The organism is Marinibactrum halimedae (assembly GCF_021234875.1).
GTDB classification, from domain to species: domain Bacteria; phylum Pseudomonadota; class Gammaproteobacteria; order Pseudomonadales; family Cellvibrionaceae; genus Marinibactrum; species Marinibactrum halimedae.
Genome location: NZ_JAJQVM010000004.1, coordinates 172,687 through 195,486, shown reverse-complemented (window position 1 = coordinate 195,486; position 22,800 = coordinate 172,687). Strand labels below are relative to the sequence as shown.

The 22,800-nt window shown below is 42.2% G+C and carries 17 protein-coding genes; 9 read left to right on the top strand and 8 right to left on the bottom strand.

All coding sequences use genetic code 11. From position 1 onward, the window contains the following. Positions 1 to 235: helix-turn-helix domain-containing protein (locus LU351_RS04160; RefSeq protein WP_232592619.1), on the bottom strand; the 235-nt coding region annotated here is incomplete at its 3' end. Positions 236 to 457: 222 nt separating this feature from the next. Between LU351_RS04160 and LU351_RS04155 the strand changes: the two genes are divergently transcribed. Together LU351_RS04155 and LU351_RS04150 are read left to right on the top strand one after the other, a co-directional pair. Further along, the gene (locus tag LU351_RS04155) at positions 458 to 931 is read left to right on the top strand and encodes a hypothetical protein (RefSeq protein ID WP_232592790.1); all 474 of its coding nucleotides are present in this window, start codon (positions 458 to 460) and stop codon (positions 929 to 931) included. A gap of 306 nt (positions 932 to 1,237) precedes the next feature. Continuing rightward, positions 1,238 to 1,741: a hypothetical protein gene (locus tag LU351_RS04150; RefSeq protein ID WP_232592789.1), complete on the top strand. Its 504-nt coding sequence runs from the start codon at positions 1,238 to 1,240 to the stop codon at positions 1,739 to 1,741. A gap of 175 nt (positions 1,742 to 1,916) precedes the next feature. Here LU351_RS04150 and folE read toward each other — a convergent pair whose 3' ends face one another. Together folE and folX are read right to left on the bottom strand one after the other, a co-directional pair. Further along, on the bottom strand, positions 1,917 to 2,555 hold the full coding sequence (folE, locus tag LU351_RS04145) for a GTP cyclohydrolase I FolE (RefSeq protein ID WP_232592788.1): 639 nt from the start codon (positions 2,553 to 2,555) through the stop codon (positions 1,917 to 1,919). Between the two features lie 86 nt (positions 2,556 to 2,641). Further along, entirely contained in the window at positions 2,642 to 3,106 is a 465-nt protein-coding gene (gene folX / locus LU351_RS04140) for a dihydroneopterin triphosphate 2'-epimerase (protein WP_232592787.1), read from the bottom strand. Between the two features lie 322 nt (positions 3,107 to 3,428). Here folX and LU351_RS20870 point away from each other — a divergent pair, with 322 nt between their 5' ends. From LU351_RS20870 to LU351_RS04120, 4 genes are all read left to right on the top strand, one after another. Next, positions 3,429 to 5,231, top strand: coding sequence for an ethylbenzene dehydrogenase-related protein (locus tag LU351_RS20870; RefSeq protein WP_232592786.1), 1,803 nt, complete (start codon positions 3,429 to 3,431; stop codon positions 5,229 to 5,231). Continuing rightward, entirely contained in the window at positions 5,231 to 5,890 is a 660-nt protein-coding gene (locus tag LU351_RS04130; RefSeq protein ID WP_232592785.1) for an Lcl C-terminal domain-containing protein, read from the top strand. The genes LU351_RS20870 and LU351_RS04130 overlap by 1 nt, the downstream gene beginning before the upstream one ends. 365 nt (positions 5,891 to 6,255) lie before the next feature. Then, complete coding sequence (locus tag LU351_RS04125; protein ID WP_232592784.1) at positions 6,256 to 8,646, top strand: DNRLRE domain-containing protein; 2,391 nt, start codon at positions 6,256 to 6,258, stop codon at positions 8,644 to 8,646. A 468-nt stretch (positions 8,647 to 9,114) separates the two neighbouring features. Next, entirely contained in the window at positions 9,115 to 11,610 is a 2,496-nt protein-coding gene (locus LU351_RS04120; protein WP_232592783.1) for a protein kinase domain-containing protein, read from the top strand. A gap of 7 nt (positions 11,611 to 11,617) precedes the next feature. On the opposite strand, the gene LU351_RS04115 is transcribed toward LU351_RS04120, so the two are convergent. From LU351_RS04115 to LU351_RS04105, 3 genes are all read right to left on the bottom strand, one after another. Further along, positions 11,618 to 14,236 carry a DUF642 domain-containing protein gene (locus tag LU351_RS04115; RefSeq protein WP_232592782.1) on the bottom strand — a complete coding sequence of 873 codons (2,619 nt, stop codon included), beginning with the start codon at positions 14,234 to 14,236 and terminating at the stop codon, positions 11,618 to 11,620. A 272-nt stretch (positions 14,237 to 14,508) separates the two neighbouring features. Beyond that, entirely contained in the window at positions 14,509 to 15,135 is a 627-nt protein-coding gene (locus tag LU351_RS04110; RefSeq protein WP_232592781.1) for a hypothetical protein, read from the bottom strand. A gap of 2 nt (positions 15,136 to 15,137) precedes the next feature. After that, positions 15,138 to 15,386 (bottom strand): hypothetical protein, encoded by a 249-nt coding sequence (locus LU351_RS04105; RefSeq protein ID WP_232592780.1) that lies wholly within the window; start codon positions 15,384 to 15,386, stop codon positions 15,138 to 15,140. Between the two features lie 293 nt (positions 15,387 to 15,679). Between LU351_RS04105 and LU351_RS04100 the strand changes: the two genes are divergently transcribed. Continuing rightward, on the top strand, positions 15,680 to 16,603 hold the full coding sequence (locus LU351_RS04100) for an FHA domain-containing protein (protein WP_232592779.1): 924 nt from the start codon (positions 15,680 to 15,682) through the stop codon (positions 16,601 to 16,603). Positions 16,604 to 16,780: 177 nt separating this feature from the next. Here the strand turns inward: LU351_RS04100 and LU351_RS04095 are convergent, their stop codons facing one another. After that, positions 16,781 to 19,921: an AbfB domain-containing protein gene (locus LU351_RS04095; protein WP_232592778.1), complete on the bottom strand. Its 3,141-nt coding sequence runs from the start codon at positions 19,919 to 19,921 to the stop codon at positions 16,781 to 16,783. 426 nt (positions 19,922 to 20,347) lie between these two features. Continuing rightward, entirely contained in the window at positions 20,348 to 20,638 is a 291-nt protein-coding gene (locus LU351_RS04090) for a SpvB/TcaC N-terminal domain-containing protein (protein WP_232592777.1), read from the bottom strand. 628 nt (positions 20,639 to 21,266) lie between these two features. On the opposite strand from LU351_RS04090, the gene LU351_RS04085 reads away from it, so the two are divergent. Together LU351_RS04085 and LU351_RS04080 are read left to right on the top strand one after the other, a co-directional pair. Further along, positions 21,267 to 21,791 carry a hypothetical protein gene (locus LU351_RS04085; protein ID WP_232592776.1) on the top strand — a complete coding sequence of 175 codons (525 nt, stop codon included), beginning with the start codon at positions 21,267 to 21,269 and terminating at the stop codon, positions 21,789 to 21,791. 356 nt (positions 21,792 to 22,147) lie between these two features. Beyond that, a complete protein-coding gene (locus LU351_RS04080; RefSeq protein WP_232592775.1) occupies positions 22,148 to 22,654 on the top strand; it encodes a Dps family protein in 507 nt (168 codons plus the stop codon). Positions 22,655 to 22,800: the final 146 nt, after the last annotated feature.

The following is a 22,800-nucleotide window of genomic DNA, read 5'->3' as shown; positions in this document are numbered from 1 at the left end:
GCTTTTGAAGTTGCTGGTCAGATAGCTTGGGTTCTCGACCTTTGGCTACGCTTTTTTTCAATGCCTCATAGCCCCCTTCACGATAAAGGGCCAACCATCGATAAATTTGGCTGCGATTAAAGCCGAGTGCTTTGATTACGACTTCAGGACTTTCGCCAGCTTCCACTTGTTGTACTGCACGAATGCGAATTTCTTCGAGCGTATCGTGACTTAATTTTCTGCCATCATTTTTCATGACTGTATTATACAGTGTTGTCTAAGTTATGCACCCTTTAGTAAATAAGGGTGATGGGCGAATTGAGTTAGATATTGATAAGGTGACTATTCCTCCGCCCCCCCCCCAAAAAAAGATGAGACTGATTTTTTTGGGGGAAAGCTTGTTGAGAGGGTTTACAATTTTTGGGGGTTACCTTTTCTCAATGGATCACTTGCAGAAGTTGTATTTAATGTAACCTATATGAAAAGCAAAAAAAACGTTAATAATATTTTTGATAGTTTTTTGTTTAGATTAAATACTTATTATCATATTGATAGCACTCAAGGATCTTATCAGTATCTTTATCCTCTTGATTGGACTCTTTTAGATGTAAATGAAAGCCATTGTTTAACTTATACAATACAGTGGCTTTCTGAACTTCGAAGAAATCGAGGTTCTTATATACATGAATATGTATTTTTTATTTCAAAAGATGTGTTTGTTAAGTTTTCTTTTCATGTTGAAAATGATCTTGATAGTGGTTGTGGAGAAGAGGTTTCAAAAATAATTAAATATATTGTAAGTTCCGTATCTTTGAGTCAGAGCCAATTTCATCAGGAAACTGTACGATATTTAAATTTAAAAGAAAGTTTTAAGCCTATTAAGTCATTTATATGGGAAGAATATACGAAGTGCTATGGCGTTGATTATAGTATTTTAGATCAGTATCGTTAGTTTTTAGGTTGACGTTGATGCTTTTTGGTACACGAAAAAATCCCAAGGGGCCTAATTTAGATAATCCTGAGCAAGTTGTTCTAGACTGTTCTGGAACGAAAATTTCATGTTTTCTACCAAGATCGAATTTCAAACAGTCTAATTTTGAAAAGGACGTAAATGGTATTAATAAAGGAGGAGATAAGATTGTTCTTGATTCAGATGAATTGAAATTGTCAAAATCGAACAAAGATTCTTATTTTGGAGGGATACTTATTCGAAGGGTGTACAATTTTTACGGCCTTCCTTTCTGGAATGGTGAATTAGGTGGGTGCAATGACATTCTCGCTAACTTATCTCAAAAGTGTGAAAGCTGATTATATTGATAATTTCTATTCATCTGCATTAAGCCAGCTTGACAGCTCATATCATATAAAAAATACAAATGATTTTTATCAGTATGTATACCCTATTGATTGGTCATGTGTAACTATTAATGATGTGCATTATTTAAATTACTCAGTGAGAGATTTATCTGAGTTGGGTAGAAATAGATACATCCTTGAATATATTTTGATGCTTTCTTCTAGCACTGCGATACGCTTTTCCTTTAGAGTGGGCTCAAAATTGGACAGTGAATGCGGTAATATTGTTGCAAGCGTTGTTAAGTTTATCATGAATTCAATCTCTGTCGCATATAGCTCTCACCATCTTAATGACATTAAAAAAGCAGATTTAAAAAATAAGTTTGAACCGGTTAAACCCTTTTTATGGCAAGAATACAAGAAATGCTATGGCGTTGATTATAGTATTTTAGATCAATATCGTTAGTTTTTAGGTTGATGTTGATGCTTTTTGGTACACGAAAAAATCCCAAGGGGCTTAGTTTAAAAATTCCAGAAAAAATTGTTTTAGAATTTTTTATTAAGCTCAGTTGCCACTCACCCAAAGACTGTAGCAGTGGGCTCTGGATGAGTCGAAGCTTTTTAAGTCACGCTATTGGTGCTCAGCTCAAAAATTCGGCCCGAGTGTGCACGTTCGATTTAAAAATCCCGCCCAGTGCCGTTGTTGAGGTTGCTGAATTGGTGTCCATTACGCCCCGTGATTTTACACAGTAGTGGGTAGCTTGAAGGCTTACGGCGACGTTGTCGGTTTCCAGAAGTGTTTGCAGTGCCACGAGTATTTGCTGAGTTAAACGCTCTTGTACCTGTGGGCGTTGAGCAAAGAAACGCACAATACGATTGATTTTGGATAGCCCGATAATTTTGTCATTGGGAATGTAAGCGACCGTTGCGGTGCCATCAATGGTGACGAAGTGATGTTCGCAGGTGCTGGTGAGGCTAATGTCTTTCACCTTTACCATTTCATCTACCTGCATTTTATTTTCAATGACGGCAATTTTGGGGAAGTTGCTGTAGTCCAACCCAGAAAAAATTTCTTGCACGTACATTTTGGCAATGCGGTGCGGGGTTTCTGAGAGGCTGTCGTCGTTGAGGTCGAGGCCGAGTGTGGCCACCACTTCGGTCATGAGCCCTTTAATGCGTTCGTATTTTTCCTCTGTGGTCAGCGGAGTGTTTGTAAGTGGTGTTTCCAGCCCTTTTTCAATAAGGGTATTTTTGACCAACTGGGCTTCTTCAGAAATCATGGAGGTATCCCTCAGGTATCTTGTCTGTCGCTTGCTGTTGCGGTATTTCACTATTTTTTGTTGTTATGACTGGCACTGGTGCAGCGTCAGGCTGCGGTTTGTTTGGTTGGCTCAGTGTTGGTTTTGCTATGTGCATCGTTCGCCAGGGCGCTGTTTGCTTGGCTCTGTTTGTGATTGTTCTGGGCGGCCTCGGCCAATTTGTCGTGTATCAATGTAATAGAAACGGAGTCGGCGAAGCGCAGGGCATGGGGCTTGTCGATTTTGACTTTGGCGAAGGTCACCCATTCGTGCTCTGAGCAAATGTCTAAGATGTCTGCCACCAGTTTTTCCAGCAGTAAGAATCGCCCTTCTTCAATGTGCCGAATCATACGTTTGGTGATGTCTTTGTAGTTCAGTGCCCCTTCAATGTGATCGTCGAAGCATAAACGGCTGGCCGGATAATGGATCTCTGCATTCACCACCACATCTTGTTGTTTTTCTTGCTCTTCGGGATTAAACCCGATGTACGTTCTCAATCTGAGATTGGTGATGTTGATGATGGCATTGGTCACAGTGGTGCCCTCAGGCTGGTTACAGTGGTGTATTAACGACGATTCGACAGCATCTCTATTTGGGTGAAAGGCGTCGAATTTTTCGGTCGCGCTATTTCGTCATAACTTTGTCATACGAGCAACCCATGATTTTGGATTGTGGCTCAATAATGCTGATTTTTTTCCTCTCAAAGGCCATTTCTGGTTCAGTGGGTCAATAACCATTTCTTTGTTGTGGTTTTTACCTGAATACCCGGACTTAATGAGAGGTTTTGCTTTTTACCGTATCTTCAACAACTTACTGTATCGTCAATAGTGACGTTAAAAATGATTAAGGATCATAGTGGATCGTGTCGTAAACGAATTGCCCTCGCGAGTATCTTCTTCTTCAACGTCTAGCGTAGAAACCCAGGCTCAACTTGAACAACCAGCGTCTTCAGGGCGGGCAGGGCGCCTTTGGTTGTGGCCGTTGTTGCACTTGTTGTTGATGATTGTTGTTGTGGTGAGCGGTTTAACCGGGTTGCGTATTGCCATGCTTGAGTATGAATGGCTACTGCTGCTCTCTCCCTTTTTGCCTCAGGGGAATGTGGTGGTCTGGCACTTTTTAAGTGGGGGCTTACTCACTTTGGTGGTGAGTGTTTATCTGGGGTGTTTGTGTTTTTCCCGGCAATGGTTAAAGGCAGCGCCCTCTTCATCGCCTCCTACCACTCGGCGTGTTATTCAGCGGGTTGGGCGATGGTGCGTGTTGTTGTCGATGTTGTCTGGGGTGGCGTTGTTGGGTAATGCCAGCGGTGCTTTTGTGGCGCATTGGGTTCACACCTTACACTTTATCTTTGCCGGTGCAGTGCTGTTTTATGCCATGGTGCATGTAAGTGATTACACACTCACTGGAGGCCGACGCATTTGGTTGTGGACGGTGACATCGGCTTTTAAGCGCCCGGTGATAGGGGGCCTAGTGCTGTTCTGTTTTGCGGGTGTGTCGTTATTGGTTTTCCGAGGGGTTTATTGGTCGTACCCCGAGCTTCGGGTTCATCGTATTCCATTGGAGTCCCCCGTGCGGGTGGATGGGATGGCCAATGAGCCGGAGTGGGCAGAGGCAAGTTCGGTATCGTTAATCACTTTTGGGGGTGAAAACTTCTCTTGGGGAGCACAAAGTGTATTGGCCAATGGGACGACGCGGGTCACCACGAAGGCCATGCATAATGGGGAAGAGGCGTTCTTTTTTATCCAATGGCAAGACCCCACGCAAAGTTTGTTACACCTGCCTTTGTTGAAAACCGAAAAAGGCTGGGAGGTGCAGCAACGGGGCTTTCATCGTTTTCATGAGCAGCATTATTACGAAGATAAGTTTGCCGTATTGCTCGATGAGCGTTGCAAATTGGCCGCAGGCGGAACCGCACACTTGGGGCCGCAGCCTTTGAAGGATAAGCCCAGTAATTGGCATGGCCGAGGTTATCATTATGTTCAGCCGGACGTTCAGTCGGGCAAACAGTCGGACATGCATCTGGGTTCTGAGGGTGAGAACAAGGGGCCGATTGTTGATATGTGGCATTGGAAGGCCGTGCGTACGAATCATATGATGTTAGCCGACGACAATTATTTTGGCCCGCCTGATCAGGCTCGCCCCGGTGCTCGTCGATATACCGCCGGTTATGGCACTGACGGGAAAGACTCTGGTGCTTATGTCATGAATTGGCAGTGGTATCGGCCAGACATTATTGTGCCCAAGCGCTTGCCAGTCCGTGAGGATGCCTTATCGCAACAACAGTTAGCCGAATTTCAGTATCGCTACCAACAACGAATACAAGGGCTTCAGCCGGCAGTATCGCAGGAGTCTGAGCCTTGGATGGTCAACTGGTTTTCTTACGTTCCCTATGATCAAGACGACGATCATTACCCTATTGGTACGGTACTGCCGTCGGTGTTGTATCGCTCTAACCAGTTTGAAGGGGACAGGGCAGACGTAAGAGCCCATGGGATTTGGAAAGACGGCGTGTGGTCGTTGGAATTGTCACGTCGGCTAGAAACCGGCTCATCAACGGACATTGCTCTTCAAGATGGCGTGTGCATGTGGGTGGCGGCGTTTGATCAATCGCAAATAGGGCATACTCGCCATGCCACTCCCCTACGTTTGAGGTTTCCGTAATGTTTAGGGCATATTTTAACGCACCAAGGCGACGCCGTCGGGCTGTGGTTTTAATGTCGCTCATCTGCACGATTGTGGTTGGGGCGATTCTGCTTCAGCCTTCCAACCCTTTACCATTAGAAAGCCGCTATCAGAAATGGTCATTAGAAGGCGAACCCTTAGCCAATTGGTCTGGGCCTTGGGCGTGTGTTGAAGATCAAACCACAGGGTTACTCTGGGAGGTAAAAACCGACGCAGAAAATATTCGCCATGGCGATTGGACCTACTCTTGGTATAGCAATACCGCTTCTCGTGGTATTCCCAATCAAGGGGATTGTTATTTTGAGCGTGATCGATGTGATACAGAGGATTTAATTCGCAGAGCGAATAAAGAACGCTGGTGCGGTCTTGATGGGTGGCGGTTACCTTCTTCAAAAGAATTAATGTCGCTGTTGAATTTCTCAGTCAAACCAGGTCGGCCTAAAATTACGGTTGAGTTTTTTCCGCATACGCAGAAAGCCAATTATTGGACGGCGGATTTTAATGCGCGACTCACTGGTGTTTATGCGCAATTTACGGTCGGTGCCATGGCATTGAGTTTTGGTGATGGCCGGCAATCGGCATTGCCGTATCAGTCGGCGGAATTTGTTCGCTTGGTGAATTCGAATCAGCCGAAGTGAAATTTCATTGAATAGACTTTTCAGTCGAAGATGTCCAATAAAAAATGCCCATAGTAAATGCCCATAGAAAATACTCAATGAAAAAAGGTGAATAAAATATTGTCGTCATTCGATACGCTTTCAAAAAAAGAAAGCCTAAATGGCGGGCACTATTTCTGATTTCATTTGAGAGTTTTTGATTGGTGTTTTTATTGTGACTATTGTCACGTTAATTTTATCTTGCTGTTATTTTTTTGTACCAAAAGCGTCATAAGCGGGTGGTAGTGTTCCTGCGCACTTTCTGAAGCGTGTCATTACGCCGTTTTTCAATTATTGGTCTGTCAAATTTTCAATAATTTTTATTCATAATAAAAGTGAGAACGCTCATGTCCCTTATTTCTTTTCGTTCACTAATGAGCGTAGCTTTTGGAGCTGCGCTTATCAGTGGTGGCACTTTGGTACACGCTGCCACTGAGCATCATCGAGTTGCGTGGGATTTCGACCCCGCCCATCGTGCTGTAATTGGTTTTTCTCCGGATGGCACCAGCCAATCTCCTTATGTAAGTTATGGTTTTTCTACTGATGAAAATCAGTGGCAAAGACAATCAGTGGATATGACGGAAGTATTTCAACGCGGAATAACCAACCACTTTGTTTACCTCGAAGATTTGCCGGCAGATTCACCAGTATATTACCGTGTGTGTGATAACTCCGGTTGTGGTGAGCGTTTTTGGTTTAAAACTGCCCCTACCGATAATTCTCCTTTTGTTGCGGTTGCCGGTGGCGATACTCGAACGGGTTGGACAAATCGTCGCAATGGAAATCGTTTACTAGCAAAAATTCGTCCTTTATTTGTTATGCATGGCGGTGATTTTACCGACGCAAATAATGTGCGTGAAATGAATCAATTTTTAACGGATTGGGAATTATCCTATTCCGATGACACCATTGATGGTGTTCGCTACAAAAGAATATACCCAATTGTGCCAACACACGGTAATCACGAAAATAGAAATTACCGCACTGTATGCCAAATTTTTGGTGTTGACCGCGATGAAGATGGTCGTTGTACAGAATACGACACCTATGGTGCATTTAATGTTTCGCCATTGTTGCGAGTTTATACTCTGAATAGTGAATTTAGAAACAGTGGTTGGTCTTCTTACGCTAATGCAATGAATTCTTGGTTAGAAAGTGATTTAGCCACAGAAGGAGATTCTGCAACCTGGCGTATTTCTCAATACCATCGCCCTATGTTTCCGCACAGTAGCAGAAAGTCCGATGTCCCTACGTTATTTAATTGGTGGGCGGATTTATTTTACGATTACAACATGAGCATCTCGGTGGATTCCGATACTCATATTACCAAAATGACTTACCCGGTTGCGCCATCGGGCCGTAGTTTTACCTCTACTACGAATGGCGGCACTCTGTATGTAGGGGAAGGCAGTTGGGGTGCACCTGCACGCACAGCAGATCGCCCGAAAAGTTGGACGCTAGACCTTGCCAGCATTCAACAATTTAAAGTGATTACGTTTTCACAAGAGGACATTGAATTACGCACTGCGCAGTTTGATGGTAACCCCAGCACGTTAAGCCGCACAGAGCGGGAAGTGAACCCAACGGCATTACCAACCGGCATTAATTGGTGGCGTCCACGGCAAGTGGGTGCGGTTGCCGTTTTAACCAAAGCCGCGAATGGAAAAATTCTGCTGGATGGACAAGGGCCAGGTAACGGCGGCGGTGGTGATGACAATATTTTAGCGTTATCGGCAACCGATGATGTGTTCATTGCCCGCAGTTATGGCAACAGTAATTTCAATGGTGAAGAATTATTGGCTGATGGCTTTACGGGGACGTACGGCGAAACTCAAACACTGATTAACTTTGATGCTTCTGCAGTACCAGAGTGTGCCAATATTACTTCAGCCCGTTTAAAATTAAACGTGACCAATCGCTCTCGTGGTCGCTATCGCGTTATGCTCAGTAACGAGTATTGGAGCGAGTCATCGGTGACTTGGAACCGCGTCGGCGGTGATGATAATCACGGTGCGACCTTAGCGTCTTTCACACCTTCGTCGACGGGTGAGCGCTCGGTTGAGCTTGACATAAACACATTACAAACTTGGTTAAAGGGTAATGACACTGGGTTTGTGATTGCTTCAGCCGGTACGTCCGATGGCGTAGACATGACGTCGAAAGAAACCGGTTCTGCGCCTGTACTTGAATTGGAATATGAAACCAATGCTACTTGTGGCAGTGAAGTGTTATCGGCGAATTTAGAATTAACCGACGATGCATTTATTTCTTCGAGTAGCCCGAATGAAAACTATGACGGTGAAACGGAAGGGCTATTGTCGGATGGCTCAGATTCTCAATATGGTGAATTAAAGTCAGTCTTGAAATTCGATACCTCAATTATTCCCAGTTGCGCGTCCATTGAAAGTGTCGATTTATGGGTGAACGTAACGAATACGTCTTCCGGAGCTTATGGCGTTTACAATGTCGGTAAACGTTGGCAAGAGCAAAGTGTTACCTGGAATAATATCAATGAAGAGATTGGTCGTGAGGTGGCGAGTTTTACGCCCAATAACGAAGGGGTTATGACCATCTCGATTGCAGATCTTTCATTAGTGACAGACTGGTTAATGGAAGGCAATCATGGTTTGGCCATCGCCTCTAAAGGTACGGGGAATGGGCTTGACATGAGCTCAAAAGAAACAGGTTGGGCACCAGCGTTACGAGTGGATTATCGGGTTGGAGAGAGCTGTCGATAATCTAATTATGTAGCATGAGAGATCTATTTAATACGAATTCTTGACTGATTTCGTGTTCAAAAAAACGGCACATAATGTGCCGTTTTTTTGTGGGCAGAAAACGGGGTTGGCAATTATGAATTGACCAAGGCTTTCCGTGAGAAGATGGTAGTGACGTTCAGTATGGATTACATACACAGGTTATGTATTATGGTTGCTGAAGCGTATCGTCAACATAAGTTTAGAGGTGAGTAGAATAAGAGCATTAAATCACGGACATCGTTGAGACCAATAGGGAAGGATTGATAAGAATAATCTCATATGCATGTTTTATTCTTTAATGATTAAGTCGAGTATTGTGGGCCGCTCTATATTTATATTATTTAGGTCATAAGCTTGGCACTGTTATGGACAAATTCTTGTATTATCTATTGTTGACACATTTTTGAACTAGAAGCCTGATTTTAAATACTTAGTACTACTTCGCACATGAAGCTAAAAGAACAAAACAAAGATTTTCCCGTTAATCAAACTCGTTACCGAATAGACGGGGTTTTGGGGGCGGGAGGGCAGGGAAGAGTTTATCAAGGTTATGACCTTAAGTTAGCGCGAAATGTTGCCATAAAATTGGTTCCTATGTCGGGTGCGCACTCCTTACGGGAGGCGCAAACTTTAGCCAAGTTGGATAGTACACGAATTGTGCGGGTATTTGATGTATTCAATAATGAAGATTACATTGCTATTGTAATGGAGTTGGTCGCGGCTTGTATCCCTATGAGTCCTCATACCCTTCATACGATGTCCTCTGATACTTTTTTTAATTTCTTTAAACAACTGCTGGACGCCGTTGAGGTAATTCACAGCGCTAATATTCTGCATCTCGATCTTAAGCCGGGAAATATCTTATACAATGAAAGTGGCAAGGTGAAAGTTACTGACTTTGGTATTTCTCGCGACAATAATGAAAAAATAAGCGACAAATTTAATGACATGAGTACTGACAAGGGCTCGTGGTATTGTCTCTCTCCAGAGCAGTTAGAACAAAAAAAACCGAGTAAAGCGAGTGATATATTCGCTCTAGGTATCCTCCTTTTTGCGTTTTTGTATAAAAAGCACCCTTTTATCGTGGACGGAGATATCTCTTCTAGCCAAAGAAATATACTGAACGGCAAACCCCAGATTGCCGAGTGTATCTTGCCCGCTGTAGACCCTCAGCTCGTAGCACTTTCCATCTCAATGTTGGATAAAAATCCCAAAAACCGCCCTTCACTTGAAGTCATCAAACAGATTATCTATCGAGTATCGTCAGAGTCACTCTCACTCGCAACAGAAACCATTCCAATACCAAAAATTAAAAACCACCCTCACAGGCTTTGGGTTGCCTGTGCTTGTTCAATCATTGTTTTATTAATAGCTACCACCTTATTTATTTCCTCTTCCCCTTCTGTATCGCAAACACTGGTGGTTCCCCCACTCTACAGTCACAGTTCAATCGAAGGGCAATCCCACTACCTTCATGAAAAAAATGTGCTTATTGCCAGCATTATCGAAGACGAGCTACAAGAGGGCGTCATCATTGACCCCTCAAGGCGCTTATTAAGCAAAAAAATGTGGGGTGGAACGCAAGAGTGGCAAAAAGAGGCGAAACAGGCTCAAGCCGATGAAATTCTTTTTAGTGAAGTCAATTGTGGAGAAAGTTTATGTGATATATCACTAACGCTGTTTGACGCACAATCCAATAAGACTCGATACTTTGCGAATCAATCTATTCCTCACGAGGATCTTATTCTGGTGAGTCAACTGATTGCCCATATGATCCAAACGGAACTTAAGATCAGCGCCGCCAATGGGCTACACACACCACTCAGTGCAGAAGAATTTCGTCAATACCTGCTGTATAAGAGAAAATTAGACAGCCTCGACATCAGTCTTGAAGATATTGAACCACTTATCACCATTGCAAACGCAAACCCCAATTTTTTAGCCATACAGACGTTATTGGGCCACTATTACCTTGGTCTTTATAAATTAAAGACCAATCCTGAATGGCTAACAAAAACCAAATACTTACTACATAAATTAGAAAAACAATCTTCTCAATCTGCTAATTTTTATATTTTGCAATTTTACTATCAATTGAACACCGAGCAGTTTCTAAAATCAGAAGAAACGTTGCAACGCATTTTTTCTACCGCAAGTGTCGATATTAATCAGCTTTTTTTAGCGAAAACAGCACTACACTTCAAACAGAAACCGACAGAAGCCTATCAAAATTTTTTAAATTTTAAGGGGTTGCACATCAACAATGATTACTTTCGCTACAAAGCCCATATGGAACATCATTTAAAATTATTTGAAGCCTTAGAAGAAACCTCTACCACCTGGAAAAATCGATACCCAAATACCGAGTTAGCCACATTGCACCTTAAGGCGAGCTATATAAATCTCGGGAAGCTGACACAAGCCCTGAATTTATATCAAATTGGTGCAGATGATAATATTCACGATGCAAATAATGCTGGGATCTGCCAATTGTTATTAGGAAACTACAACGCTAGCATCGCCACTTTTACAAAGGCGCTCGACTTCAATCCTGATAACATTGACGCATTATTAAATCTTGGTGAGGCGCTAAAAATAAAAGGTGATTTAAATCAAAGCCAACATTACTTCAAAAAAGCATTAACCTTATTAGACAAGAAAACATCGCTAAATACCTACGACTACGCGCAACGGGCACTGCTACTGGCGCATTTAGACCAAGATGAAGATGCACTCATTGCTTTACAAAACGCATCCCAAAATATTACTAACGATGCGTTCTATTTAATGGCGGCGCATGCCTACAGCCTATTAGAAAAGCCTCAAACAGCACTGTATAACGCCAAAGAAGGGTTTAAGCGAGGCTATCGGGCCCATTGGTATCGCTACCCCTGGACCCAAAATCTCTATGAACAACTCACCGCCTCAACGGCACAACACTAAAAGCCCACTACTTCTGTAACTCAGGTACGGTTGTTCCACTAGGATCATGAATTAAAATACCTCCTTCACCGGAAGCATTTTCTTTGCGCATCAAAAAGCCAAAATAACTGGACTGAAACAGATGGCTTTTTAACTGAGATTTTAAGGTAAGAATTTCACCTTCATTCTGTAAAGTGACTTTAACCTCATCGGAAGAAAGTAAATCTTTAATATTGCCTTTCCACGTTTCATAATCTGTCGTGCCGGATGAAGGCCCCAACCAAAGGATGCCGGTCATGTAAGGCCCCTGACGAGATTGGGCATTTTCCAGCTGCTCAAACACAAATTCCAAAGCAGCTTCTCCATCGAAATCCTTATCCCGAGCAATGGCCTTGATCTTATTCTCTAGATATCGATAGTCCTGATGCTCTTCACCCAAGTGATGAATATTAAAACCGGGACGATCAATAAATTCATAATCCCAACCTTCAATGGGTTCTCCGGGATTAATACTCACTTTATAGCGTTTCACCGATTGCTCAACGCCTTCGATCAACGTAGGAAATAACAGATTCCTAATTCGCAGGTTATTAGAAAGATAGAGCTTATCGTTGTTGTGTGAGAAATCTTCCGGAAATATTCTCAGAGGGATATGGGTTAAATTAAAATCGAAGAGATTCCCTGTAGAAATATTCGCCGCCTCATCACTTCCGGTTAAAGTCAATTCCCTATGATTCACCACCTCCAACTTACGGCGGCTAAATTTATTGATCAGTAGAAAGTCATCTTCTCGTATGGCTTCCACTTTCCACAACCCTAAGTCACCCGTCGAGTCGAGGCTCAATGTCACTTCTCCGGTACCGCCATCAATCATGTACTCAAGGCTTTGAGTATTTTGTAGGGTGAAATATTCGCTGGCATCATGCTGATAATCAACCAGCCACGTATTTTCATCGACGGTATTGCCATTTTCATTGACATCGTAGTAACAGAATTTTAACGATGACTCTTCTACACATAAACTTTTCTTTTTGAAACCAAAATTGCCTTCATCGTAAATGTGCGAAATCGTATAACTATCTTGCCATCGTTTCACTTCCTTCATCACAATGGTATCAAAGTACCCGGGAACCATCAGCGAAGTCGCCCGGCTCGCGCCCTGCACGGCAATTCTATGTCCTTTGTAGGTTGGCCCTGATGTCATGATGTTCTCGCCATCAAGGCAGTAGGTAGCGTCATACATTTTATTGGGATAGCTGGAGGGCGGTAATACACTCAAGCGCCTTGCCACAATCTCCTCTCCCTTTACGGGCGCCCCACTGTGGTTTATGTAATGATTCGGTAAGCTGGCCGACTCCAGAGAAAAGCAACCCTCTGCGGCCAGTTTATAAAGAGGACGCCGAATATAAAATAACGAGCGTCGTTTATCCGAAATACTCGATCCCGAATGAACAGGTTTGTTACGGTACTGCTGCAAAAAACCATTGTTATTGAATATCGAATAATTATGAATGGAATTAAATAACCTGACGGTATCTCCGTATCGAAGTGACGCATGCTCAAAGTCATTCCGCAATGTATTTAAGTCATACTCCGTAATTGAAATATTGTCGATGAGCATACCGCAACAAGTCGCTCTTTCAGAGGTAAACGTTAATGTCTCTGTACTGTCGGTTGCACGAAAAACAAAATTATGGCTCAGCCAGGGTAAATCACCACTATTATTGGCTTGCCACGTTTCGCTCAAATCAGCAATCGACACGCGCGCGTGTGCTTGCGATGTAACACTATGTTTTGCATAGTTAAAGGTCAATGAATAACGAGTACCCGGCACCAATCCTTCAATATCTTGGCTCAATTCGCCGTCTTTAGATATTCCCGCCATGTCGATAAATTGGCCATCGGCAGCTGCTCCACCCGTTGTCGATTCGGTCTTCTCGGTAAGCGATACACCGCCATTAGACACCTGCCAAGGACCAACCGAACTACCGCCGCTAAATTCCTTATATTTCCCTGGTATCAATCGCTCTGTTTCAAACCCACCGTCTTTAACGTAGTTTCCGGCTTCGCTGATGAAAAAGTTGTCAACCAATACACCGCAACAGGCATTGGCGGTGGCTTTAGAGTGAAGTTGTAACGTCTCCTCGCTCGACCAAGCAGTAAAAACAATGTGTTGAGACTGCCAGCCATCCTCATGAGCAATATTCGTCGCAAGCCAGGTGAGTTCTTCATTTGCAATCGATAAGGTCGCCACTGCATCATCACGGTGAGCCCCCAAATTACTCGCATAAAAAAATCCCAAAACATACTGCTTACCGGGAACCAGACCCGTAATCGTGGTTTCAATCACACCACGTTCATTCGCCCCACTTAAATCGATAAACTGTCCATCAAGAGCCATTTGATCGGAAGCACTGTGCATCGCTACACTGCCCTCCACAACACGCCAACCACCAAAGTCTTCTGCTAACTCTTGGTAAGTCCCGTCTAGAACATGCTCTTCAAACCCCATATCTTGTATTTCTGGTTGTGCCTGCACAGCTGCACTGTCGAGTAAAAAAATACTGAACAAAAAAACAAAATAGTGGCGAATTAAAAAACAAGGGAAATAACCGCCTAATAGTTTAGTGCGTGATAAAGTTTCCATGATCATTTTCCGTTTCATTCAGTGATTTTCAGACTGGTTGTAATAAGAATACTGCGATAACGCATTCTACCGTTACACGAAAAATAAAAACATTACCCGTCAATACATCGCATTACATTTTGTTACGAACGGGCGTTACGGACGGGCGTTAAGGACTAGCGTTAAGAACTAGCGGTGAGGACTGAAGCTAAGGCTTGGAGTTAATTACTGCGGTGACGGGCTCACATAAAGTGCACAATAAACGTCAAAAGGTTAAAGGCTGATTGATTCGATTAGTTTCTGAATGCCACATCATGAACAACATCAATAGGAATAACCGGTTGATGCAAAATAGTGGTTCCCCATAATTTAATTTGGCCACTGAATAAGCACCCGCCAATACTCACACTGTGTAAGCAGCCTTTGTGCCATGCTAATAAACAAGAGGATAAATTTAATTCAAATTCCACATCGAACTGACATTGCGTCAGTTCGTTTTGCTTCCAAGCTACCTTTACTACCGGCCGGTATACTCCTTCAATAGTATGAGTGGTTAGGGGTTGTACACTTCGCTCTTCTACCTCGAAACCATTCACCGCTGTAACCGTCGCCCCAGGCGAAACAACACTCGTAGCTTGAGTGCTTTCCCAATGCACAAACGCATCGTGAATAATAGACTCTAGGCTAACATTTAGGGTGTCGATACACGCTGATCGTAAGTGGTTGAACAACTGCGCACCATCAAGCGTTAGCGGCGTACTATTTTGTGTATTCTCCGTTGCCGAAAGATTCAAATAATCAGACATCGCCTGCTTCCAATACGCCCGGAAGGCATTTTTTGCCTCGCGATTCGTTGATTTGTCAGCACGACCTGCTACAACCGAGCAGGCATCATGAAACACATCACTTAATGTCAGCACAATCATGCCCCTAATGGCAACGATACCGTATACGTGTGGGATCGAATGGTTAAAGCGCCTCTGTGGGCACTAATCGCCAACCGCTGTTCAGTGAGATCGCTTGGCTTGGAAGAATGAGTAGGGTACATAGTGCAGAGAGCGCCACGTTGCGCTTGCAGTGAAAGCGAGTCCAAATTAAGCGTAGGCTCTTCTCGATGAAAACGAATACGATTCACCATCGCACCCATTAAACGGTTTACAGTATTAAACAAGATTTTTTGCCACTTGCTGTTGTATCGAATAGAACCCAATTATTTATGATGCCTCCATTGAACGCCATTACGCACATTTACATTCCATTACACTGCAAATCATCAGCGCCTGATCGATAACATATCCAGCCACTTCCAAAACAACCCTTCCATGGAAAAGCGGCTCCCTCCTGGCAGAGGTGGTATACTCCTTCGCCAACAAAGATTGCTGCTCAAAAACCAAATAATTCGAACGTACAACAATTTAAAACTGTGGCAATCAAGAATATAACGTCGGAAGGGTGAACGTTCCAATGGCTCATTTGTTAACCAACCAAAATTCACATCCCATTTACTTGCGCGTGAGCCACAGCTTTGGTCGCGACCCGGCCGCAGCGGATACCTACTTGCCTAACCCACAATGCTCACGTTTGCATTGCACCATTTTTTATCAAAATGACGCCTGGTTCATTATTGATAACAGCAAAAACGGCACCTTTGTTAACCAACAACCCTTGAACAACAAAGAACGCGCACTCCACGAAGGCGACCAAATCAGTTTTCCCGGTAAAGACGACACCTTGCTCACCCTGGCAGACTGTGCCCCACCCAAACCCTTTCTGCTCAATAGCACCACCCAAGAAGTGATTCAACTGGAGCACAATAATATTTTACCGAACGATGACGCCATGGAGCTTTTATTGACCAAGCAGGGCAATGCGTGGATTGTGGAAAAAGAAGAAAACGTTCAGGAAATCTGTACCAAAGAGTCCATTGTGTTTTCGGGCCAGGCGTGGAATTTTTTTGCCAATGACCTGATTCACGCAACGGTAACCCATGTGTTGCAGTCAAACTCACAGACGATGAATTTTCGATTTTTTGTGAGCTTAAATGAAGAAAATATTCGCCTGGTATTAGAACCCAACGGCGAAAAAATAGATTGCGGTTACCGCTCCCATCATCAAATATTATTAGCACTGGCGCGCCAACGTATTACAGATCAGGAAGCGGGATTACAGCCATTGGATATAGGCTGGACTTCCACCGACTTGTTATTAAAAGAACTCGGTTTAACCGCCAACCATTTTAATATTCATATTTACCGCGCACGAAAAGCCTTTCAAGAAATGAAACTCCCCAATATGCCTTTTGAACGCCGGCAAGGAGAGATTCGGCTTTGCCCTTGTGAAATTGTGATTAATAAGGGGCATACGAGTATTCATACGAGAAGTGTATAGAGATGAGGTACGTGCATGGAGGCAGGTTGACTGAAATTACCCTATTTATCCCTTGACCATGAAACTCTTCTGCATAAAAGCTTATTAATCCCATTCTCGAAGTCGGCTTCAATCTCTTAGAGTTTAATTCCCCCGCCACTTGCAGCGGGGATGTTTATTACTTATAACCAGTGAACGTTAGAGACAATCACGCAAAAATTCAGACTCACTGATACGTATAGGCTCAAAGTTTTTACTATTAATATTGTATTTAAACCAACCCTTATCTCTAATAAACCTGTGAAGTTCAGTTATCTGTGACTGATTCGGTATTTGGAATTGAACCTCTCCACCTTCTTCTGCAAGTGAACATTTTTTTAATCCTAAAACTGGCGATTGTGGATTGACATAAAATCCATAAATATTATTTCCAAACCCTTCCGCCACTTTAAAATCTAGCGCTACAGACAAGCTTTGACTTTGAGGACTAAAGCTACTTTCTAATGAGAGTGCTTGTAGTGCTATTGCTGTATCGCTTCGTTGATCAGGATAATATATTTGTGGACCATGACTTTCCCAAAAGCTCGTGATTTTTTGTGAATCTCCATTAAAGCCATTAATTTTTCTTTGTGCTTTTGCACTTAAGTATCCATTTTCCATGGCAACTAATTCCTTCGGAGAATCCGTTCCTCTAAATGCGCATGTTTTAGGATCAGTAACATCGTTTTTAGTCATCCAGTTGCCAAGGTTACTACGATCTTTAAAGATATTAACCTGTTCTTTAGTAATTGTACCTATTTCATTGTTTACCAAAAGTTTATCCATCAGTTGAATAACGTCAGAATGACTTCTGCAACCCTCTGACAGTGCTTGAGCAACAGACCTCACCTCATGATCATTTGTTTCCCCTGTACCGCTCTCGCATGTACTACCACTTGTATCCACATCACAGCTTCGTTCAGTAGGTGAATTAATATCTGAGTGACTTCCGTAGATCAATGAATCTGCAACTTCTTCTACAACATGACCCGCTGTGCTTCCTGCAGCAGCACCGACAGCGATTGCACCACCGACACCTGCAGCAACGATAACATCGGCTGTTGCAGACACAAGAGCAGCGCCACCGATAGCAACAATCCCTACAGGATTTGAAATTACGGCAGCAACAACAAGAGCTCCTGCGATTCCTCCTAAGACAGCTCCAAACCAGCCTTGAGTTTGGCCTGATCGACCATTACCGGGGAAAAAGTTAGTGATTATACCTATGTAAGGTGCGCTAAGCTGAGCACCATAGTGCCCCGACCAGTTATAATCTGGTTGATCTGAAGAATCTCGACCACCATCAGTCCAGCGAATATAGCGGACACCTTCACCGTATTCAGCTAAGGATCCTGTAATGGTTTCTTGGTAAGGTTCATATGTCCAATCACACGGAGCGATGTGTTCTTTAATGCCAGAATCAAAGGAGTGCAAGACAGTTGTCTTGTCTTCAGCAAGCAGCTCTACCGTTAAAAAGTATTGATCAGGGCAAGCCGTCATACCATAAGACGCTTGATAGAGGATAGGGTGCTGAGCGTCGAGCTGTTGATCGGTGTAGCCTATTGTGTTGAGGTCTATGAGTTGACTTCTCTTAAACCAACCTGTTGATGTGCGATACACGGTACTATCTTCATCGCTTTCAAGTACATAGGTATCTTCTCCTTCAATGATCGTCCAACTAGATGGTTTAGAAGGTGCTTTCAATATATTTGCAGGTCGAATGGCAACATAGACACTATCCAATGTTACTCCGTCATGTTGGTCTAATAATTTATTGCCACCATCAGTCCAACGAATATATCGCAACCCTGTTCCATAATGACCAATAAGGTCCTCCACTAATGTTGCTATATCTTTGGTGTTGCAATCAGCTTCATTATAATCATTTAAATCAGTACTCCATTGATAAAGTAGCTCTTTACTTTCATTAAGTAATTCAATATCCAGGCTGTATTTATCGCTACAGTCCTTCTGTATAAATGTTTCTGAAAAGATAATGTCGGGTTGTTTATCCAGTATTTCACGGGTAAAGCCATAATCTCTTAAATCAATAAGTTGAGATCGGCTAGTGAAACGTTGGTTCTCACCGACATCAATAGTATCGATTTCCCATTCGTCAAATTGCCCTGTAAGTGCACTATCAGGGTTTTTAATTAAGTTTATCAGATATAAAGGGGGTTGATCTTCACCTTCAATATAAGGTAATACTCCTATTAATTTACGAGCGTATGCAATAAGCACCGCATTGGTTTGCTGCTCAAGAAATTTAACGGTATTGTCACTGCGACGACTTATTTCATAAATTAAATTATGGCGATCTTCATTAAAAGAAAAGGCTTCAATACTCTGATAAGTATACCAACCAGCTTCTAACAAAAAGAGAGAAATATCATTCAATTCATGATGGTCCTGTACATCATTGATACGGAATGTATTGCTTTGTTGGCTATTGCTTGCCTGCTCCTTAACGTCCTGAGCTCTCGTTAATAGCTCAGCGTTGGTTAAGCCTTGCAATGTAGGAGTGTCATCACCGGCATGGAGAATAATATTAACGATTAGTGTGTCACGATGATCCCCATTTTTTAAATACTCATAGTTATCCCATCCTGATTGAAGAATAAATTGGGGAATATCTGAAAGACAATTATTGTATAAAATACGTACTTCATCTCCATTGATAGAGCAAACATAGCCTTGAGAGCCTGCTCTTATCATGAGTGAGTGTTCGCCGAACTCAGATTTACATGCTGCATGAAGAGATGAATTTCCAGATAAGTTTTCAAACTGCCCTGTTTGCCCATTCCAACAGGCTCTGTTAGAACGAAAATCAACAGGTCCTTTACTACCGATCCCAAGAGATTCTGGACGACTATCTTTCTCTATCCAAGCTTCTCCATTTGAATCAATCGTAACAACATGATCTGGGTAGTTGTATGAAACTAATCGTTGCGCAGCATCTAGGCAAAAGGTTGCGTCTTCCTGAAATAGCAGTGTATTAGTATAGGGGTGTGTTTTCAAACGAGAACTCTGATGACGCATATATTCACCAGGAGAATTTACTGATTCAAATGAGTAGCATGAACCAGCCAGCCCTTCTCTAATGTAAAATGAAGAATCTAAAATATCTTGCTCACTTGAGTTTTCATCTATTTCTACTTCATAGATAAGTCCATCCTGGGGTTGAAGAGCGGTTTTATTTTCTATGTTATGAATTTGAACCAAGTCATTAATCACGAAAGAGAAGGCATTTTGGGTATTAAATACTATCAGCAAGCTTAAACCTATATACAGTAGTTTCATTATTTCACCTTATTTTGGTTAAAATTTAATATTAATTTCATTGTGACGAATGGCGTTATTAATCATGTATAAATGATATGATGGGTTTCACATTAAAATGTGAATCGTTCCAAATTTGTCAGAGGCTAACTTTTTTGAGAGAGTAAGCCTGACATAAATACTCCCCTGAGGTACAAGAGCAAGCAGTACCATTACTGTTGATAAGTGAACATGAACGTCTTTAACACATGAGCGGTCATGAAGTCCGTGACCAGCAAATTGGTTGCACTCAGGAAACCTTCAGGGCATGTGTCAACAAGAAGTTGGCAATGGCACCAAACCCGGTATGACCACTGATACAGCCGAACAAATTAAAGTGCTTGAATGAGAAAATAAAGAACTCAAACACGCTAATGAAATTTTTCGATTGGCCTCTGCTTTCCTTACTCAAGTGGAGCTCGATCGTAAACTTTGCAAAATCCATCTCAAACCTAATGGTCCATTGCCACTTTGGCTGTTGTATTGCAAAGATAAATTAGGTTCTACTCCTTGGCGGCCCGGCGCGCCAACCAGTGGCACTGTATAGGTGGCCACACCCATGTTGTTTACTTGAAATTCACCCGCCGTTTTACCCGCTTCGACATTTGTACTTTGCGCTGCTGCGGTTGTTGCTACTGATCCACAGGTTGTTGCAAAGAGCGTGTTTTTCACCCATTTTTTAAAATATTTTTTATTCATTTTTTTACTCTTAAATAAAATATTGATTAATGTCAGAACAAAAAAAGTTAAGTCTTAGGTATAGTCCGTACTTCATACCTAGTTTCTCAGGGTGAAAACATGGAGTAATTTATTTATAAATGCCATTACTAAGACTTACACAGTATTACGTTTTCTCGGTAAGCTTATGATTGTATTTATTATTTTAAGCTGCATTGAAAAATGTTGTCTTAGGAAATACGGGGCTTGGGAATAAGTTGTTGATGAGAGCATTTTGTACTTATTTTTCTGGTGGCGATGGCTTCTTCTTGACCTTTACTCTTATTAAATAGAGAGCGTGGGTTGCTTCAAATGGCAAAATGCAAGTGAGTTTTTTCTGAATAATTTCATACTTAAGGCTTTTATTTGAGCAATTCATTTCATTTTAAATTCGCTAAATCGATCATAAAAAATGTGTGGGTGTCTGTATTTTCTTATTGCTAGGCGCCAAAGTGTGAGTTGTGTCGTGAAAAAAAACACAAGCACGTTACACTCTGTTTCTATTGTTGGTGATTTTTTCAGCAAGGGGGCTTGAAGGTTAGGTCTGAATTACTTTTGCGCTGATGGCATCAACTCACTTTGGTTTTTTGAAAAAAGAAAGAGAATATCTATGTCATTATTGATCACCGAAGCCTTAAACCCTAAAACCCTATTTACCGGATACTTAACTAAACGTCTTTTAAAAGGGGCTGTAGCACCACTAATGATTTCTGCCTTAGGAATGATGAGTGCGATGAATGTGGTAGCGCAAGAAGACTTGACACAAGACGGGCTGGAAGAGGTTGAGTCCGGGTCTGTGTACGAAGATGCTCAAGGCAGCACGATGGTAAACGCAGCAGATTCTTCTTTGGATAATTCTATCGAGCACTCAGAAGACGCTTACCCTGATGGCGATGTGGTCTACGGTATTCGTTACAGCTGTGCCCTCAATGGTAACACTCGCCGAGTGGAAGTGGATTATCCCAACGGGCCTGAGCCATTGCCTTGTATCGTTAACTACTACAAAGATACTGAACAACCAGGATTCCAAAGTACCTTATGGCAAGCGATGAGCACGCCCGGTTACTGTGAGCAGAACGCTGCCGATTTTGTGGGCAAATTAATCGGATGGGGTTGGAGCTGCGAAGAGCTTTAAGTTTGCTTCAAGTTGAAATAGCACTGGTGCGTTATTCTATTTTAAGCGTTTGCCAGTGCCAGCCTTTTAATCACAAATCACATTGCTGAGTTATTAGTTGTATTAGATCTTTTTTGAAATTCACTTGTATTCTTTTTTTAACTCATATTTCCATTATTTCTTTCCTCTTTTTTCTGAAATTTATTAGCCAACGTATTGGTTGATATGCTGTGATCGGTGGTGGTTATCCCCCATTATCATGAAAAACACCCCAAAAAATACCAAAATTAGCAGTTTTAAGGCTGGCATCATTCCTGCAAATATTAATCATGAGAGCGCAAAAGGCGTAAATTTTCAGAAATTTGAGGGCAAAGGTTATGTCTCAGCAAAATGTATTACAGTCTAACTCAGAAGAGTTTACAATTGATAGCGGTGTGGCAAGAGCGGATCGAGTTGCACTTGCTGATAGTTTATCTAAAGTGCTGGCAAATAGTTATCTTCTTTATTTAAAAACACAAAGTTTTCACTGGAATGTAGTAGGCCCACTTTTTTATAGTGTTCACAAATTAACAGAATCTCAATATGAAAATTTAGCAAAAGCAATTGATGATATCGCTGAACGAATACGTGCTATTGGTTTTATTGCACCGGGTAGTTTTGAACAATTCAAATCGCTGTCTAGTGTTCAGGAGGAAACAGGATCACCTCATGCGGAAGCTATGATTAAACAATTGGCTGATGATAATGAAGCTTGCAGTCGCTTATTGAGAAAAACGGTGGAAGAGGCAGAGAAAGTTGAAGATGTTAAAACGGCAGACCTTTTGACGGAGCGTATCGGTCAGCATGAAGAAAATACTTGGATGCTAAGAGCGATTGTTTCTTAATTATAATTAAAATCTGTCGATAAATATCGGCAGATTTTTGGTTTTAAAGTAAAAAGTTGATTGATGTGAAGTGAAAGTTATATTGCATTGATTTTTTTATCGAATGTTCATCAATGTGTTTCAATATCATCATTGATAGCACTCTG

What these genes read in the sequence shown, in the direction of transcription:
- LU351_RS04155 (WP_232592790.1), top strand. Translation starts at nt 458, where the DNA reads ATGAAAAGCAAAAAAAACGTTAATAATATTTTTGATAGTTTTTTGTTT.
- folE (WP_232592788.1), bottom strand. Translation starts at nt 2,555, where the DNA reads ATGATTTCTGAAGAAGCCCAGTTGGTCAAAAATACCCTTATTGAAAAA.
- LU351_RS04130 (WP_232592785.1), top strand. Translation starts at nt 5,231, where the DNA reads ATGTTTAGGGCATATTTTAACGCACCAAGGCGACGCCGTCGGGCTGTG.
- LU351_RS04125 (WP_232592784.1), top strand. Translation starts at nt 6,256, where the DNA reads ATGTCCCTTATTTCTTTTCGTTCACTAATGAGCGTAGCTTTTGGAGCT.
- LU351_RS04120 (WP_232592783.1), top strand. Translation starts at nt 9,115, where the DNA reads ATGAAGCTAAAAGAACAAAACAAAGATTTTCCCGTTAATCAAACTCGT.
- LU351_RS04115 (WP_232592782.1), bottom strand. Translation starts at nt 14,236, where the DNA reads ATGGAAACTTTATCACGCACTAAACTATTAGGCGGTTATTTCCCTTGT.
- LU351_RS04100 (WP_232592779.1), top strand. Translation starts at nt 15,680, where the DNA reads ATGGCTCATTTGTTAACCAACCAAAATTCACATCCCATTTACTTGCGC.
- LU351_RS04095 (WP_232592778.1), bottom strand. Translation starts at nt 19,921, where the DNA reads ATGAAACTACTGTATATAGGTTTAAGCTTGCTGATAGTATTTAATACC.
- LU351_RS04090 (WP_232592777.1), bottom strand. Translation starts at nt 20,638, where the DNA reads ATGAATAAAAAATATTTTAAAAAATGGGTGAAAAACACGCTCTTTGCA.
- LU351_RS04085 (WP_232592776.1), top strand. Translation starts at nt 21,267, where the DNA reads ATGTCATTATTGATCACCGAAGCCTTAAACCCTAAAACCCTATTTACC.
- LU351_RS04080 (WP_232592775.1), top strand. Translation starts at nt 22,148, where the DNA reads ATGTCTCAGCAAAATGTATTACAGTCTAACTCAGAAGAGTTTACAATT.